This window comes from Cryobacterium melibiosiphilum (genome assembly GCF_003602235.1).
Lineage (GTDB): Bacteria > Actinomycetota > Actinomycetes > Actinomycetales > Microbacteriaceae > Cryobacterium > Cryobacterium melibiosiphilum.
Genome location: NZ_QZVS01000094.1, coordinates 165,000 through 180,164, shown reverse-complemented (window position 1 = coordinate 180,164; position 15,165 = coordinate 165,000). Strand labels below are relative to the sequence as shown.

At 68.4% G+C, this 15,165-nt stretch carries 12 protein-coding genes; 7 read left to right on the top strand and 5 right to left on the bottom strand.

The genetic code is table 11. The annotated features are described in order from the left end of the window. The 3 genes from D6T64_RS18375 to D6T64_RS22715 all read right to left on the bottom strand — a co-directional run. Positions 1-874: hypothetical protein (locus D6T64_RS18375; RefSeq protein ID WP_119976128.1), on the bottom strand; the 874-nt coding region annotated here is incomplete at its 3' end. Positions 875-927: 53 nt separating this feature from the next. Next, on the bottom strand, positions 928-1,587 hold the full coding sequence (locus tag D6T64_RS18370) for a GNAT family N-acetyltransferase (RefSeq protein ID WP_119976127.1): 660 nt from the start codon (positions 1,585-1,587) through the stop codon (positions 928-930). 452 nt (positions 1,588-2,039) lie between these two features. Continuing rightward, a complete protein-coding gene (locus D6T64_RS22715; RefSeq protein ID WP_158594917.1) occupies positions 2,040-2,927 on the bottom strand; it encodes a type IV toxin-antitoxin system AbiEi family antitoxin domain-containing protein in 888 nt (295 codons plus the stop codon). A 495-nt stretch (positions 2,928-3,422) separates the two neighbouring features. Between D6T64_RS22715 and D6T64_RS18360 the strand changes: the two genes are divergently transcribed. From D6T64_RS18360 to D6T64_RS18350, 3 genes are all read left to right on the top strand, one after another. Further along, positions 3,423-4,457: an adenosine deaminase gene (locus D6T64_RS18360; protein ID WP_119976126.1), complete on the top strand. Its 1,035-nt coding sequence runs from the start codon at positions 3,423-3,425 to the stop codon at positions 4,455-4,457. Between the two features lie 77 nt (positions 4,458-4,534). Continuing rightward, positions 4,535-5,812, top strand: a complete 1,278-nt coding sequence (locus D6T64_RS18355; protein ID WP_119976125.1) for a hypothetical protein — start codon at positions 4,535-4,537, stop codon at positions 5,810-5,812. A 262-nt stretch (positions 5,813-6,074) separates the two neighbouring features. After that, positions 6,075-7,388 (top strand): UDP-glucose dehydrogenase family protein, encoded by a 1,314-nt coding sequence (locus D6T64_RS18350; protein WP_119976124.1) that lies wholly within the window; start codon positions 6,075-6,077, stop codon positions 7,386-7,388. A 106-nt stretch (positions 7,389-7,494) separates the two neighbouring features. Here D6T64_RS18350 and D6T64_RS18345 read toward each other — a convergent pair whose 3' ends face one another. Together D6T64_RS18345 and D6T64_RS18340 are read right to left on the bottom strand one after the other, a co-directional pair. Further along, positions 7,495-8,355 (bottom strand): sugar phosphate isomerase/epimerase family protein, encoded by an 861-nt coding sequence (locus tag D6T64_RS18345; RefSeq protein ID WP_233551381.1) that lies wholly within the window; start codon positions 8,353-8,355, stop codon positions 7,495-7,497. Positions 8,356-8,386: 31 nt separating this feature from the next. After that, a complete protein-coding gene (locus D6T64_RS18340) occupies positions 8,387-10,123 on the bottom strand; it encodes a glycoside hydrolase family 3 protein (RefSeq protein ID WP_119976123.1) in 1,737 nt (578 codons plus the stop codon). Positions 10,124-10,340: 217 nt separating this feature from the next. Here D6T64_RS18340 and D6T64_RS18335 point away from each other — a divergent pair, with 217 nt between their 5' ends. The 4 genes from D6T64_RS18335 (at position 10,341) to D6T64_RS18320 (ending at position 15,076) form a co-directional block, all read left to right on the top strand. Further along, a complete protein-coding gene (locus D6T64_RS18335; protein ID WP_377012224.1) occupies positions 10,341-11,183 on the top strand; it encodes a sugar phosphate isomerase/epimerase family protein in 843 nt (280 codons plus the stop codon). Next, complete coding sequence (locus D6T64_RS18330) at positions 11,180-12,238, top strand: Gfo/Idh/MocA family protein (RefSeq protein ID WP_119976121.1); 1,059 nt, start codon at positions 11,180-11,182, stop codon at positions 12,236-12,238. The genes D6T64_RS18335 and D6T64_RS18330 overlap by 4 nt, the downstream gene beginning before the upstream one ends. Next, positions 12,235-13,401, top strand: coding sequence for a Gfo/Idh/MocA family protein (locus D6T64_RS18325; RefSeq protein WP_119976120.1), 1,167 nt, complete (start codon positions 12,235-12,237; stop codon positions 13,399-13,401). Before D6T64_RS18330 ends, D6T64_RS18325 begins: the two co-directional genes overlap by 4 nt. Before the next feature lie 136 nt (positions 13,402-13,537). After that, complete coding sequence (locus tag D6T64_RS18320; RefSeq protein ID WP_119976119.1) at positions 13,538-15,076, top strand: ABC transporter substrate-binding protein; 1,539 nt, start codon at positions 13,538-13,540, stop codon at positions 15,074-15,076. Positions 15,077-15,165: the final 89 nt, after the last annotated feature.

Genomic DNA, 15,165 nt, shown 5'->3' with positions numbered 1-15,165 from the left:
CCGATGCCGCCGGGCGGGCGGGCGGGCGGGAGATCGGGGTGACCGGGGCAGCCGGCGCCCGCGTGGCCGCCGCAGCCGCCACGAGCGGCGCGCTGCGCCGTTCCCGCTCGGCGTCGACGGAGGCCTGGCGCAGCTGATTCGCGGCCTCCACCGAGGCCATGGCGGCCTGGGCGATCGATCCGCGGGAGAGGTGCATGGGGCGCGGCAGGGACTGCGGCGTCCACGTGACGGGTTCGACCGGGGTCGCCTCGAGCTGCACGGGCTCGAAGGGCGCCATCGTCGGGCGGGTTCGCGCTTCGACCCATTCCACGCTGTCGACGGTGATCATCCGCTTGGCGCGGGCCACCCGATTGAGTCGGGCCAGCGTGTTCACCGAGGCGAACACGGCGACCGCGCCGACGCCGAGCAGCAGCCAGGCACCGGTGACGGCCACGACGGCGAGCCCTGCGATCGTGGCGAGCAGCCCGAGCAGCAACACGCTCGAGCTGAGGGCCCTGGCGCGCCGCAGGCGCCTCAGAGCCTGAGCGGGCGTCACCACGACGGGCGGGCGGGCGGCGGCCGCGAGGGCCGCGGCCGCGCGCCGAACCTCGGCGGCGGCATCCAGGGCGGCTTTCGCATCGCGGCGCTCTTCGGCCTCAACCTGGGCCAGAAGTTTCTGCTGGTCGGCGACCGTGCGGGCGTTTGCTTCCAGGTGAACGTGGCGGGGCACCTCGGCGGTTTCGGCGAGCACGCGCAGCGTCTGCTGCAGCCGCACGGCGTTCCGTTCGGTGGCGAGGTACTGTTTGCGGCGGGTCCAGGTGGGCATGAGGTAGGCGACCCAGAGCACAGCAGCCACCAGTATCATCACGCCGCCGCCGAGGGCCTCAGAACTCATGATGACAACGGTAGGAGAAACGCGGCGGTTCGGCGCTGATTAGCGCGGGTGTGTCACCGATCATTGATGACCAATGACTGCGCCGCGCGTTCCACGTCGATCGGGGTCCGGTCGGCGGCATCGGCCGGGACGAGGCCGTCTTTCCACCGCTGGAGCACGCCGTGCTGCAGCTCTTCGGCGACGAGCCCGAAACAGAAGTGGTCCCGCCAGTCGCCGTTGATGTGGATGTACCGGCGGCGCAGGCCCTCGTAGCGAAAGCCGAGCTTCTCGACGACACGCAGGCTCGCCGCGTTTTCGGGGCGGATGCAGATCTCCATCCGGTGCAGGCCGAGCTGGTAGAAGCAGTAGTCGGTGGCGAGCGCCACGGCGATCGGCGTGATCGACTTGCCGGCGAAGCGCTCCCCCACCCAGTAGCCGATCGTCGCCGACGAGAGCGAGCCCCAGGTGATCGACGAGACGTTCAGCTGCCCGGCCAGTTCGCCGTTGTACTCCACGATGAACGGCAGGCCGTTGCCGTCCCGGGAATGGGCGAGCAGATTACGGATGCTGGCCCGCGTGTCGAAGGACATCGGCGCGTAGGGGTTGGTCGCCTCCCATTTGCGCAACCAGCTGCGGTTTTCCAGAAGTTGGTCTTCGAGCAGTCGCGAATCGCGCAGCCGGATCGGGCGCAGCGTCACCGCTCCTTCGCGGAGCGTCGGAATCGCGATCGGCACAGCTCCCCCCGTCAGTTGCGGGCGGCGGCCCGGTGGTATCCCCAATCTAGCCGAGATGCGGCGGTCACCGGTGCCGCGGCGCCGTGCGACACTCTCCGGCGGCCGCAGCCGACTGCCGCCCGGCTGCGGCGAGATCGTATCGCTACGGCACCGGCTGTTCGGGGTGTTCCGGGTTCAGCGTCGACACGAACTCACTCAGCCACGGGCGCAGTTCGNCTGACCCGCGGCGCGGCCCAGCAGACGCGCCGTTGCCCGCCGCCGGCTGGCGGCGGGCCACGCGCCGGGCCGCCGGCTGCATAACTCCTGCAGATTGTCCCTGCGGGCGGGAAGATCGGCGGAAAAACGGGTATCCGTCGTGGCCGCATCAACCTGCAGGAGTCATGCCGCGCCGGTGGAGGCGGGCCAGCGTCAGCCGAGGCAGCCCTGCGTTGCACCTTTCCCGCCGCGCCGGGTCAGACGAAGGGAAGGAGGGCCCGGTCGCTGCCGTTTCGGCAGATCAGCACGAGCTCGCGGATGGCGGCCAATACCGCCTCCGGGTGGAACATGATGTCCTCGTAGGGAACTCGGAGGGTCAGATAGCGACGCTCGGCCAGCAGGCGGTTGCGCTTGTGGTCGCGCACCTGCTCCGGCCAGGACCGGTGGTAGGCGTAGCTATCGGCCTCGACAACGACGCACCCCTCAACCAGCAGGTCAACCCGGCCGATGCCGCCGATGGTCACCTGGATGTCGCACCGCAGCCCCGCCCGACAGAACAGGTCCCGCAGCACGGACTCCTGGCCGGCGTCCACCCGGGCGTCGATGCGCGCGCGCAGCTCGTGGTGTCTCGCGGGCACGCTCGCAAAGATCTCGGAGAGGTCCGTCGGCTGGATCTTGCGTTCGTGAAGGGCAGTGTCGAGCGCGGCGAGCGCGAATCTCGGTTCCTGGCACTGGATGATCTGCGCCAGGGCATCGCGCGCACCGACGCAGAATTCCGTGCCGTCTGTCAGGTCGATGAGTGGCCGCCAGTGCAATTCCACGCCGCCGCGGGGTGCCAGCACCAGCGGCACGTTCCGGTTACCCGGGCTGCGCAGGCGCGAGGCCTGCCGGTCAAGGTGCACGTGGGTGAACTGGGTATCGAAGGCGAAGAATCCGATCTCCCGCGCCGCGGACACGCAGGCTTCCCGCCCGCCGATGCGCACGGCCTCGAGGGTATGTCTGTCGGTGTCGGGCAACGCGTAGTGGTCCCGCCGCACGCGCAGCAGCTCGCCACTTTTCACCGCCGCGGTGATGCCTTGAGGCGAGAGGCCACTGGAGCGCAGGTCGAGGCGGCTGACGATACGGCAATTCAGAAAGGGGTTCATGCCGGCGATGGTCGCCGCTCAGCCGGTTTCGCGGGCCGTCCAACCCCGAGATTGTGAATAACTTCCCGTTTGGTCAACCTGTGGAGGGAGTCCTGCCGTCGGGCGGTGCCGGGGGCCCCGCGGCAAAACTCCTGCTGATCTGGTGTGCTGCCGGGCGGTGGCCCGCAAGCACGGGCACCTTTTCGGCAGGGCCTGCGTAGTGCAGGAGTTATGCCGCGCCCCCGCGCAGCAGGGGCTTCGTCGCGCCGGTCGGGAGAGCGGCTGGTCGGGATCATCCTCTCGGGACGTCTGCCAGCCCCGCGTCGCATAACTCCTGCAAAACGTCGCGGTAGAGAGTTTCGACCCCCGGAAACACGGGCAACTCTTCGGAGGACCCGGAACAGTGCAGGAGTTATGCCGTGGGGTCGCCGGAGGGGCAGCGGGCGGGGCCGGGGGCGGCAGGTTAGGGTCGATGGACCGCCTGCGCCAACGGATGCGCCAACCCGGAAGGCCCACATGCCCACGAACACTACTGCCCCGCTCACCCCCGCCCAGGTGCTCGCCCTGCCCAAGGTCGAGCTGCACCTGCACATCGAGGGCACCCTCGAGCCCGAGCTGATTCTGCGGCTGGCCGAGCGCAACGGTATCCGCCTGCCGTGGGCTGACCTCGCCGACCTGCAGAAACAGTACGAGTTCACCGACCTGCAGTCGTTTTTAACCCTGTACTACGCGAACATGGCGGTGTTGCAGACGCCGGCCGACTTCGCCGACCTGACCCGCGCCTACCTCGCCCGGGCGAAGGCCGCGGGGGTGCGGCACGCGGAGGTGTTCCTCGACCCGCAGGCGCACACCGTTCGCGGGGTATCGCTCGCGACCTGCATCAACGGCGTTGCCGAGGTGCTCGAGCAGAGCGAGGCCGAGTTCGGCCTGACGAGCGCGCTGATCGTCACGTTTTTGCGTGACCGGCCGGCCGCCGAGGCCCTGGCCATGCTCGAAGAGCTCATCGAGATGGAGGCGCCGATCGAGGGGATTGGGCTGGACTCGGCCGAGGTCGGGCATCCGCCGGCCGATTTCGTGGCCGTCTACGATCTCGCCCGCGCTCACGGGCTGGAGTGCGTCGCCCACGCCGGTGAGGAGGGGCCGCCCGAGTACGTCTGGCAGGCGCTCGAGCTGCTGCAGGTGTCGCGCATCGACCACGGAATCCGCAGCCTCGAAGACGAGAACCTCGTCAACCACCTGGTCGAACGGCAGATCGCGCTCACCGTCTGTCCGTTCTCGAACGTGCGGCTGCGGGTCGTCGACACGCTCGACGTGCACCCGCTGCCCGAGATGCTGGCCCGCGGCCTCGCGGTGACCGTCAACTCGGATGACCCGGCCTACTTCGGCGGCTACCTCGACGACAACTTCCAGGCCCTCGTGACGACGTTCGGGTTCACCGCGGCCGACCTCGCCGCGCTGTCGCGCACGGCGGTGCACGCCGCCTTCCTCACCGAAGACCAGCGCGAGCCGCTGCTGGTCGCGATCGAGGAGTGGCAGGCCGCGGTCTCCTGAGCGGATGCCGCATCCCGAGCGGGTGCGGCCCGGGCCGCGTGGGAAGATCGGGAACAGTCGAGACAACGGGGGACACGGTGACGCTGCTCTACGCGCTGTTGATCAGCGGGGTGATCCTGGCGGTGGGGGTCTCGGTCGTGGTGCCCGCGGCATCCGTCGTCGCGGGCGCCCTGACCCTGGGCTGCGCGGTAGTCGGGCTGCTGCTGGTGGGACGCACCCAGCGGCTGATCTCGATCCTGCTGATCGCGGTGGGCGTGGCCTCGCTCGGCGTCGGGGTGGGGCTCGGGGCATCCGTCGACGTCGTCGATCTGTTCGCGGTCAATCAGGACCTCGTCGGCATGCTGACCGCGGTGTCGTTCCTGAGGCTGATCACCCCGACCGGCTCGCTCGCGCGCCCGCGATTGCGGGGCCGGTGGGCGCTGCTGCGCACGGCCGTCGCGACGCACGCGCTCGGCTCCGTGATCAACATCGGGGCGATCGGGATCGTCGGCGACCACCTGCGCGGCACCAGCCGACTGCGGTTCGCCGACGCCGTGCTGCTGTCGCGCTCGTTCACGACGGCCGCCTACTGGTCGCCGTTCTGGGCGGCCACGGCCGCCGCAACGACGCTCGTTCCGGGGGCGAACACCCTCGTGGTGGTGCTGGTCGGCTTGGGCCTGGCCGTGGTGGTGACCTGCGTCAGCCTGCTCGACGTGATGCGCCTCTGGGGCAGCGAACTGGCCGACTACTCGGGGTATGCCCTCAGCTGGGCGATCGTGCGCATCCCGCTGGCGCTCGTCGCGCTCGTGGTCACGGCGCACGGCGTGTTTCCCCGCGTGCCGGTGCCGCGCATCGTGCTGTTGGCCGGGCTCGGGGTGACGCTCGCCGGGCTGCTGCTGCAGGACTGGCGCACCGCGCTGCGCCGTGGCGCCCGGCACGCCCGCCATGACCTGCCGACGCTGCGCGGCGAGGTGACTCTCTTCGCCTCGGCCGGAATCCTCGCGGTCGGGCTGCGCGTGCTGTTCCCGCTGATCGCGGTGGACCTGCCGTTCGACGGCTTCACGGTGCTCGTCGCCTGGCTGGCGATCATGGTGATGGTGCTCTTCGCGCTGGTCGGCGTGCATCCGGTCGTGTCGGTCGCGGTGGTGGCGGCGATCGTGCTGCCGCTCGACCCCGACCCGACCCTGTTCGTGCTGGCGGCGTGCATCGGCTGGGGCACCGGAACGGCCGTGGGACCGTTGAGCGGGCTGACCATGTTCCTCGGCTCCCGTTACGGCATCGATACCCTCGCGCTGACCCGGCGCAACCTCGTGTACCTGGCCATCGTGCTCGCCGCGGCCTGGCCGGCCCTGCTCTGGTGCGCCGCGCTGGCCTGACCCCGGCGCGGGGCCGGGCTGAGGTTGTCGGGCCGGGCCGGGTTGCCCGGCCACGGCGGCATAACTCCGGCAGATTCTGTTGGCCCGCGGAGCGAGGCCCGGAACGACGGGCAACTTTTGGGACCGTCTCTCAAACTGCAGGAGTTGTGCCGCCGGGACGCGGGAAATGGACGCGGGGAACGGACGCGGGAGCCGGCACGGCAGCGGGCGGGGGCATCCGCGGCCCGAATGTGGCGCCACGTGTGACCGCTAGGCTTCGCCTATGAAGATATCTGTGATTGGCTGCGGTTACCTGGGTGCCGTGCACGCGTCGGCGATGGCCGAACTGGGGCACGACGTGATCGGCATCGACGTCGACGCGAACAAGATCGCCCTGCTGGCCGAGGGCCGTCCGCCGTTCTTCGAGCCGGGCCTGCCCGAGGTGCTGACCAGCGCCCGGGACTCCGGCCGGCTGCGCTTCAGCACCGATATCGCGGATGCCGCCGGCGCCCAGGTGCACTTCGTCGCCGTGGGCACCCCGCAGAAACCGGGCAGCTACAGCGCCGACCTCACCTACGTCGACGCCGCGATCGAGGGCCTGCTGCCCTACCTCAGCGAGGGCGACCTCGTCGTGGGCAAGAGCACCGTGCCGGTCGGCACCGCCGCCCGCCTCAGCGACCTGATCGTGGCCAGCGGCCGCGGCGCCACCCTGGCCTGGAACCCCGAGTTTCTGCGCGAAGGCTTCGCCGTTCAGGACACCATCAGCCCCGATCGCCTCGTCTACGGCGTCGCACCCGGCGCGCCCGGCGAGCACGCCGTAGCCCTGCTCAACGAGATCTACGTCGCGGCGCTCGCCGCCGACACCCCGCTCGTCATCACCGACTTCGCGACCGCCGAACTCGTGAAGGTCGCCGCGAATGCTTTTCTCGCGACCAAGATCAGCTTCATCAATGCCATGGCCGAGATTGCCGAGGTCACCGGTGCCGACGTCACCCAGCTGGCGGATGCCATCGGCTACGACGCCCGCATCGGCCGCCGGTTCCTGGGCGCCGGCGTCGGATTCGGTGGCGGTTGCCTGCCCAAGGACATCCGCGCGTTCACCGCCCGCGCCGAGGAGCTCGGCCGCGGCGAGTCGGTCGCGTTCCTCAAGGAGATGGACGCCATCAACCTCCGCCGCCGCCAGCGCGTCGTCGACCTGACCGTGGCGTCGCTGCCGATCCCGGTGCACCAGGCCAAGGTCGCCGTGCTCGGCCTCAGCTTCAAGCCGCACTCCGACGACGTGCGCGACTCGCCGGCCCTCGACGTGGCCGTGCAGCTGCGCGGACTCGGCGCCGAGGTCGTCGCGATCGACCCGCAGGCCATCGAGAACGCGCGGGCGCGGCATCCGCAGCTCACGTATTCGGAGTCGCTCGAGGAAACCCTGCGCGGCGCTGACGCGGTCGTGCACGTCACCGAGTGGCCCGAATACCGCGAGCTCGACCCGGTGTGGGCGGGAGCGCTCGTGCGCAACCGGCTCGTGATCGACGGCCGCAACTCCTACGACTCGACGGTCTGGCGCGCCGCCGGCTGGGAGTACAAGGGAATGGGCAAGCCCTAGCCCCTGCCGGCCGCCGCGTGGCGAAAACAGGATAAATCCTCATCTGTCGGTGAATGCAGGACGATTCGTCGGTTTTTCGGCGTCGCGTCCTGCATTCGCCACCTGCCTAGAAGAGGTGCCCGAAGCCCAGGCCAACCAGGTTGTCGTGGGAGGTCTGCAGGCACTCGAGCGGAGTGCGCCCGTACTGTTCGTCCTGTTCGACGAGCAGGTAACGAGCGCCGATCTGCTCGCTCGCTGGGATGATGGCGGCGAAATCGAGGTTGCCCTCGCCGACCTCGGCGAACTGCACCACTCCCGTGAACGCGGCCATGAACGCGGCAAAGTCGCCGGCGGCGAGAGACTCGAAGGCCGCCGGCGGAATCGTGCCGATGCGGTAGTCCTTCAGGTGCACCATCGCGACCCGGTCGCCGTACTTTCTGAGGGTGGCGACCGGGTCGAGGCCGCCACGCTGCACCCAATGAACGTCGATCTCGAGGCCGAGTAGCGGGGCGCGCTCGGCGATGATGTCGAGCAGCAGAGTGCCCTCATACTTCGCGAACTCGATGTGGTGGTTGTGATAATACAATCCGAGGCCCTGCTCCTGCAGCCGCGCGGCCATCTCGTTGGTCGCGTCGCAGAAGTCGAGCACCGCGGGCAGCGACCCCATGGCCGAGAACGGCAGCATGCCGATGCGCACCATACCGGCCCCCAGGGTTTTCGCGTCGTCGACGATCTTGTCGAAGTTCGCGGTCAGCGACTCGCCCGGCACCCCGGGGGTCACCGTGAGCGACGCCGAGATCGACGCGATATCCATGCCCAGCTCGGTGCGGGCGCGGCCGAGCTCTGCCACATTCGCCGCCGTCATCGGAATCTGCGACACCTCCACCGCGTGATAGCCGATCTCGCTCACTCGGCGTAGCGTCTCGAACGGTCCGTCGGCCGCGAAGTCGTCCTTCAGCATCATTGCCTGCACGCCGATTGTTGCCATTGCTGTTCTCCTCGATGGTGGTTGGTGTCGATTAGAGGCGGGTGCCCCAGGTGTCGCACCAGACGTTGTCGTTGAAGGTGCCCTGAAACTCCGACGCGCCGATGATCTTCTGCACCGCGGCGTGGATCGCCTCACGGCTCGGGTTGTGCGCGTGCACCACGGTTTTCACCATGGGCACGTCGATGAGGTGGTTCGGCTGGTTCAGCGACACGAACACCGTGGGCACCTCGGTGACATACCAGGGAATCTCAGAAGCCATCGGTGTCGACCAGCGGATGCGCACGCTCGCCTCCTGCGCGAAGCCCGCCACGTTCGCGAACATGATGGCGGCATCGTATTTGTCGGCGTACCCGCCGTTGGCCTCTTCGCTCATCACGGTGTGAAAGTACACATTCTCTTCACCCTCGGCCTTGCGTTGCGCCGCATCCTTGAACACGTGCACCTCGAACCCGGCCTGCTCGAGCTCATCCCGGGCGATCTGCAGGAACGAATTCGGGTCGGTGCCGGTGAAATCCGCCGCCCCCGACACCCCATACAAACGGATGCGCCGGTGCGTCTCCGGCCGCAACGGCAGGGTGCCCGCGGTGTCCTTCACGAGCGTGACGGTCTTGTCGGCAATCGCCGCCGCGACGGCATGGTGTGCCGGCGAGCCGATCACCGCGAGCGCCGCAGGCTCCGGAACGAGGTGCTCGCGCGGGGTGGTGTGGAGCCCGAGCGACGCCTTCAGCCCCAGGATGCGCTCGAGCGCCTCCTGCAGCCGTTCCGGCGTGATCACTCCCGAGCGGATGCCCTGACGCATGTACTCGAAGTCCTCCGCCGGGTCGCGAAAGAACAGGAACATGTCGCAGCCGGCGGCGACCGCGGCGGGCACCGCGTCGCGGCGGGGCATCGCCTGCGTCATGCCGACCATCATCGAGGCATCCGTCAGGATCAGGCCGTTGAAGCCCAGTTCCCCGCGAAGCAGGCCCTGCAGCAGTTCGGGCGCGAGCGTGGCCGGCATGATCTCGGCATCGGTGATGCCGGGGCGAAACTTGCGCGACAGCTCGGGGGCGCCGATGTGGCCGACCATGACGGACTGCACGCCGTAGTCGATGAGCTCGCGATAGACCCGACCGTAACTGGCGTTCCAGTCGTCGACGCTGAGGGTGTTGTAGCTCGTGACGACGTGCTGGTCGCGCTCGTCGATGCCGTCGCCCGGGAAGTGCTTCATCGCCGCGGCCATGTTCGACTCGGTGAGGCCGTCGAAGTACTCCTTGGCCCGCTCGATCACGATCTCGGGGGTGTTGCCGAACGCGCGGGTGCTGATGACGGTGTTGCGCCAGTTGTAGTGGATGTCGACGATCGGGGCGAACGCCCAGTTGCAGCCGAGAGCGGATGTCTCCACGCCGCTGATCCGGCCCATGTCGCGGGCGATCGAGCGGTCGGGGTGCGACCCCGCCTGCAGGTGCGTCGACACCAGCGTGCCGTCGTCGATGCTGCCGAAACCGCCCATCTCCGGATTCGAGGCGATCAGCAGCGGCACCTTCGACCGGGACTGCACGTGGCGGATGTGATCCTGCACGGTGCGGGAATCGGACCCCATGTAACGCATGCCGCCGACGTGATACCGGTCGAGCACGGTGTCGAGGTACTCCGGGGCGAAGCTGGTGTTGAGGTTGATGAACAGCTGGCCGATCTTCTCGTCGGCGGTGAGCGTCGCGATGGTGGAGTGCACCCACGCGATCGCGGTGGCATCGAGGGTGAAGGGCTTCGCGCTGAGGTCGACCATGCCACATCCTTGTGTTGTGAAAAGCGAGTGTCTGAAAGCGTGCGTGCGTGAGGCCGCAGACGGGGTGTCTGAACCCTATGTCACACCATTCTGCCACTTTTTGTCAACCGGTTGCCAAAATGCTTCGGCCCCGCCTAGAGTGGTCACAATCCCGCGACAGCCGTCGCCCTGAGTTCCCAGCGAAGCGAACACCAACGGAGGTCGTCAGATCGTGCCAGTGAAACAATCGGTTGCCTGGACCCTGTCCGGCTTTGGCGACGAGATCGATCCCGACCCGGCCGTGCAGGTCGCCGTGCTGAAGGCGCTCGGCGCCCGCCACATCGAGGTGCGCAGCGCCTGGGGCGTGAACGTCGCCGACCTCGACGACGACCGGGTGCAGCAGCTCGCCGCGTGCCTGGCCGAGAAGCAGATGGCCGTCTCCGCCATCGCCTCGCCGATCGGCAAGGTCGACGTCGCCCTCGATGCCCACTTGGAGGTCGCCCGGCTGCGCCGCATCATCCGCGTCGCGCACGCCCTGCAGACCCCTAACATCCGGGTGTTCTCCTTCTTCCGTGCCGCGCACGTGACGGTTGAAAGCATCCGCGATGACGTCATGAAGCGGATGCGCCTGCTCGCCGACCTCGCCGAGCGCGAGGGTGTCGTGCTGCTGCACGAGAACGAGAAGGACATCTACGGCGATACCCCCGAGCGGGTGCTCGACCTCGTCGAATCGGTGGGGTCGCCGGCGCTGCGGCTCGCCTGGGACAGCGCCAACTTCGTGCAGGTCGGCGCCCGCCCCTTCACCGACGGCTACACAAAACTGCGCCCCTACCTCGTCTACCTGCAGGTCAAGGACGCCGTGGCCGCCACCGGCGACGTCGTGCCGGCCGGCGAGGGCGACGGCGAGCTCCGTGCAACTCTCACCGCGCTGCGCGACGACGGCTACACCGGCTTCGCCTCGCTTGAGCCGCACCTCGCGGCCCAGCACGCGCTCGGCGGCTTCTCGGGCCCGACCGCCTTCGGCGAGGCCGCCCGCGCGTTCGCCGCGCTGCTCGACGAGATCGGCGTGACCACGAAATGACCCCGGCCATCCGCCGCGTCGCCGTCATCGGCTGCGGCGACATCTCGCCCCTGCACGTCGACGCCATCGCCGCGGTGCCCGGGGCCGTGCTGGTCGGTGTCGCCGACCCCGACCTCGAACGCCGTAGCGCGGCATCCGCTGCCCACGGCGTGCCCGGGTTCGCCGACCACCTCGAGCTGTTCGATACGGTGCGGCCCAACGTGGTGCACATCTGCACCCCGCACCACCTGCACGCAGCGATCGCCGTCGACGCGCTGGAGCGCGGCATCCACGTGATCGTCGAGAAGCCGCTCGCCCACACCCGCGCCGAGGGTGCCCGGGTGGTGGCGGCGGCCGAGCGCGGCCACGCGAAGATCGCCGTCTGCTTTCAGAACCGCTACAACGTTCCCGTGCAGGCCGCCCATGACCTGCTCGTCTCGGGGGAGCTCGGCGCCGTACTCGGCGCCTCGGCCACGGTGATCTGGCACCGCACCGCGGCCTATTACGAGAGCCGGCCGTGGCGCGGGCGTTGGGCGACCGGCGGCGGCGGGCTGCTGATGAACCAGGCCATCCATACCCTCGACCTGCTGCAGTGGCTGGTCGGGCCGGTCACGGCCGTGCGTGGCAGCGCGAGCACCCGCGCCCTCGACGACGTGATCGAGGTGGAAGACACCGCAGAACTGGCGATGACCCATCAGAACGGCGCCCGCAGCGTGTTCTACGCCACCCTCGCCCACAAGGTCAATGCCCCGATCACGGTCGACATCGTCGCCGAACACGGCACCCTCCGTCTCCGGGGCGACCTCACCGTCACCCACGCCGACGGCCGCACCCGGGTGGTCACCGAGCCCGCGGTCGTTGCCGGCGACCGGGCTTACTGGGGACTCTCCCACGAACTCCTGATCCACGACTTCTACGCCCGGCTCGACGACCCCGAGCCCTTCTGGATCAGCCCCCGCGAAGCGCAGAAGACCCTGGAGATCATCCAGGACGTCTACGACCAGTCCTACCCGGAACGGGCGCACTCCATCTCTGCGGCCGATGCCGCCCCAATAGAACGGAACGCAGTTTCATGACCGACACAGTTCGCCTCGGAATCATCGGGTTCGGCACCCAGGGCTCGATGTACGCCCAGTTCATCACCGACGGCCTCGTACCCAACATGGTGATCGGCGCGATCGCCGACATCGCCCCTGAGGCAGCGGATGCCGCCTGCTCGCTCTATCCCGCAGTTCCGGTCTACGCGGACTACCTCGAGCTACTCGAGAGCGGCGAGGTTGACGCCATCGTCACCACCGTTCCCCATTTCCTGCATCCGCAGATGGGGATCGACGCACTGTCGCGGGGCATCCACGCCCTGGTCGAGAAACCGGCCGGGGTCTACACCCAGCAGGTCGCCGAGCTCAATGCCTTCGCCGCGACGCACCCGGAGCTGAGCTTCGGCATCATGTTCAACCAGCGCAACAATCCGCTCTATGTTCGCCTGAAGGAGATCGTCGACAACGGTGAGATCGGCGCCATCCGGCGGTCGAACTGGATCATCACCAACTGGTGGCGGCCGCAGGGCTACTACGACCAGAGCGCCTGGCGCGCCACCTGGGGCGGCGAGGGCGGCGGAGTGCTCGTGAACCAGGCGCCGCACCAGCTGGACCTCTGGCAGTGGATCTGCGGGGTGCCGGAGAAGGTCTTCGCCAAGGTCGCCTACGGGTTCCGGCGCAACATCGCGGTCGAAGACGAGGTGACCGCCCTCGTCGACTACGGCAATGGCGTCACCGGTGTCTTCGTTACGGCTACACACGACCTGGTCGGCACCGACCGGTTCGAAATTCTCGGCGACCAGGGCAAGATCGTGGTCGAGGGCAGCAAGACGGCGACGGTGACCCGGCTGAAGCGGCCGGAGCGTGAGCTCAGCGAGAGCATGGACATGAGTGATGTGATGAAGCTGTTCATGGGCCAGCTCGACGCCACCGAGCTGTACACCACCGAGGTCATCGAGTTCGATTCCGCCTGGGGCGCCCAGCACGCCGGGGTGCTCGAGAACTTCGCGGCCAACATTCTCGACGGCACACCGCTGCTGGCCCCCGGCTCCGACGGCATCACGGGCGTGCGCCTGGCCAATGCCATCCACCTGTCGAGCTGGACCGGCGCGGAGGTCTCGCTGGACTTCGACGAGGCGGATTTCCTGGCCGGGCTGAACGACCGCATCCGCTCGGAAAAGCTGTTCCCGGAACGCGCGTAGAAAGTTTCACACCAGTTTTGACAATCGGTTGCCAAATCGTGGCGACTTGATATAACGTAGCGAACACATTCGGACACCGCCGTCCTGAGCACAGTTGGCAACCGATTGCACAACCCTCATACCAATGGAGAAAACAATGAAGTTTCCATCCCGGGTGACCGCCGCAGCCGTGGTCACCGTGGCGGCCCTCGCCCTGACCGCCTGCTCCGCAACCACCACCCCCGCCTCCTCGGCCGGCGCTGGCACCACCGGCGGCACCCTGACCCTCGGATCCCTCGTCGATGTGAAGTCGTTCGACCCGGCGCAGGCCCACATCGGGCACGACGTGCAGTACTTCCAGCCCGTCTACGACTCGCTGCTGCGCCGCGAGGCCGACGGCACGCTGGTGCCGATGCTCGCCACCGAGTGGGAGTACACCGAGGACAACACCGTTCTCACCCTCAGCCTGCGCGACGACGTCACTTTCACCGACGACACCGTGCTCGATGCCGACGCCGTGAAGGTCAACCTCGACCGCTTTCGCACCGGCAACGGCCCGGACGCCTCGACCCTCGCCCAGGTCTCCGACGTCGCGGCGCCCGATGCGACCACGGTCGTGATCACCCTGGCCGAGCCCGACCCCGCCCTGCTCGACTACCTCGGCAACGCGGACGGCTTCATCGCCAGTCCCGCCGCCATCGACGGCGGCCTGATCGCCACCGACCCGGTGGGCAGCGGGCCCTACACGCTCGACAAGGCTGCAACCGTCGCCGCATCGCAGTACACCTTCGTGAAGAACCCCGACTACTGGGACCCGTCGCTGCAGGTCTATGACACGATCGTCGTGAAGCCCATCGCCGATACCACCGCCATGGTGAACGCTCTCGTCTCCGGCCAGGTCAACGCGGCCCTGCTGACGGCCAAGACGCAGGCACAGGCCGCGGCCTCCGGTCTCACGGAATACGAATACCCGACCGACTGGCAGGGCTTGCTCATCTTCGACCGCGACGGCGCGCTGGTGCCCGAACTCGCCGATGTCAAGGTTCGCCAGGCGATCAACTTCGCGATCGACAAAGAGACGCTGCTGACCCAGGTCGGCAAGGGTCTCGGCACCGTGACCAGCCAGCCCTTCGGCACAAACACCGCCGCGTTCGACGACTCACTCGAAGACGCCTACGCGTTCGATCCGGCCCAGGCGAAGAACCTGCTCACCGAGGCCGGCGTCGGCGAGTTCTCGGTCACCATGCCGACCGTCTCCGGATTCATGGACCCGGCGATGACCGCGGGAATCGCCCAGAACCTCGCCGACGTGGGCATCACCGTGAATTGGGAGAACGTGGCCGTGGCCGATTTTCGGTCGAGCCTGATCCAGGGCAAGTACGCCATGAGCTGGTTCTCGCTGTTCCAGGGCTCGCCCTGGGTCGCGTCCAACCAGATCATCACGCCGAACGCCACCTACAACCCCTTCCACACGACCGATGCCGAGGTCGACGACCTCGTGACCGCGATCCAGTCCGGCTCGGCCGACGAGCAGAAGACCGCCGCCGCATCCCTCAACGAGTACGTCGTCGACGAAGCCTGGTTCGCTCCCTTCTACCGCCCGTCGCAGATCTACTTCACCGACGCGGACACCACGACCACGCCGCAGGTGCAGCAGGCCGTGCCGTCGATCTACTCCTACGCTCCCGCGACGTAACACTCGCCGGTAGCCAGCCCGCGGGACCCCGCCGCCCCACGGCGGGGTCCCGCCCCCTCTCTCCCCCAACCATCTGACAATGGAGCAGA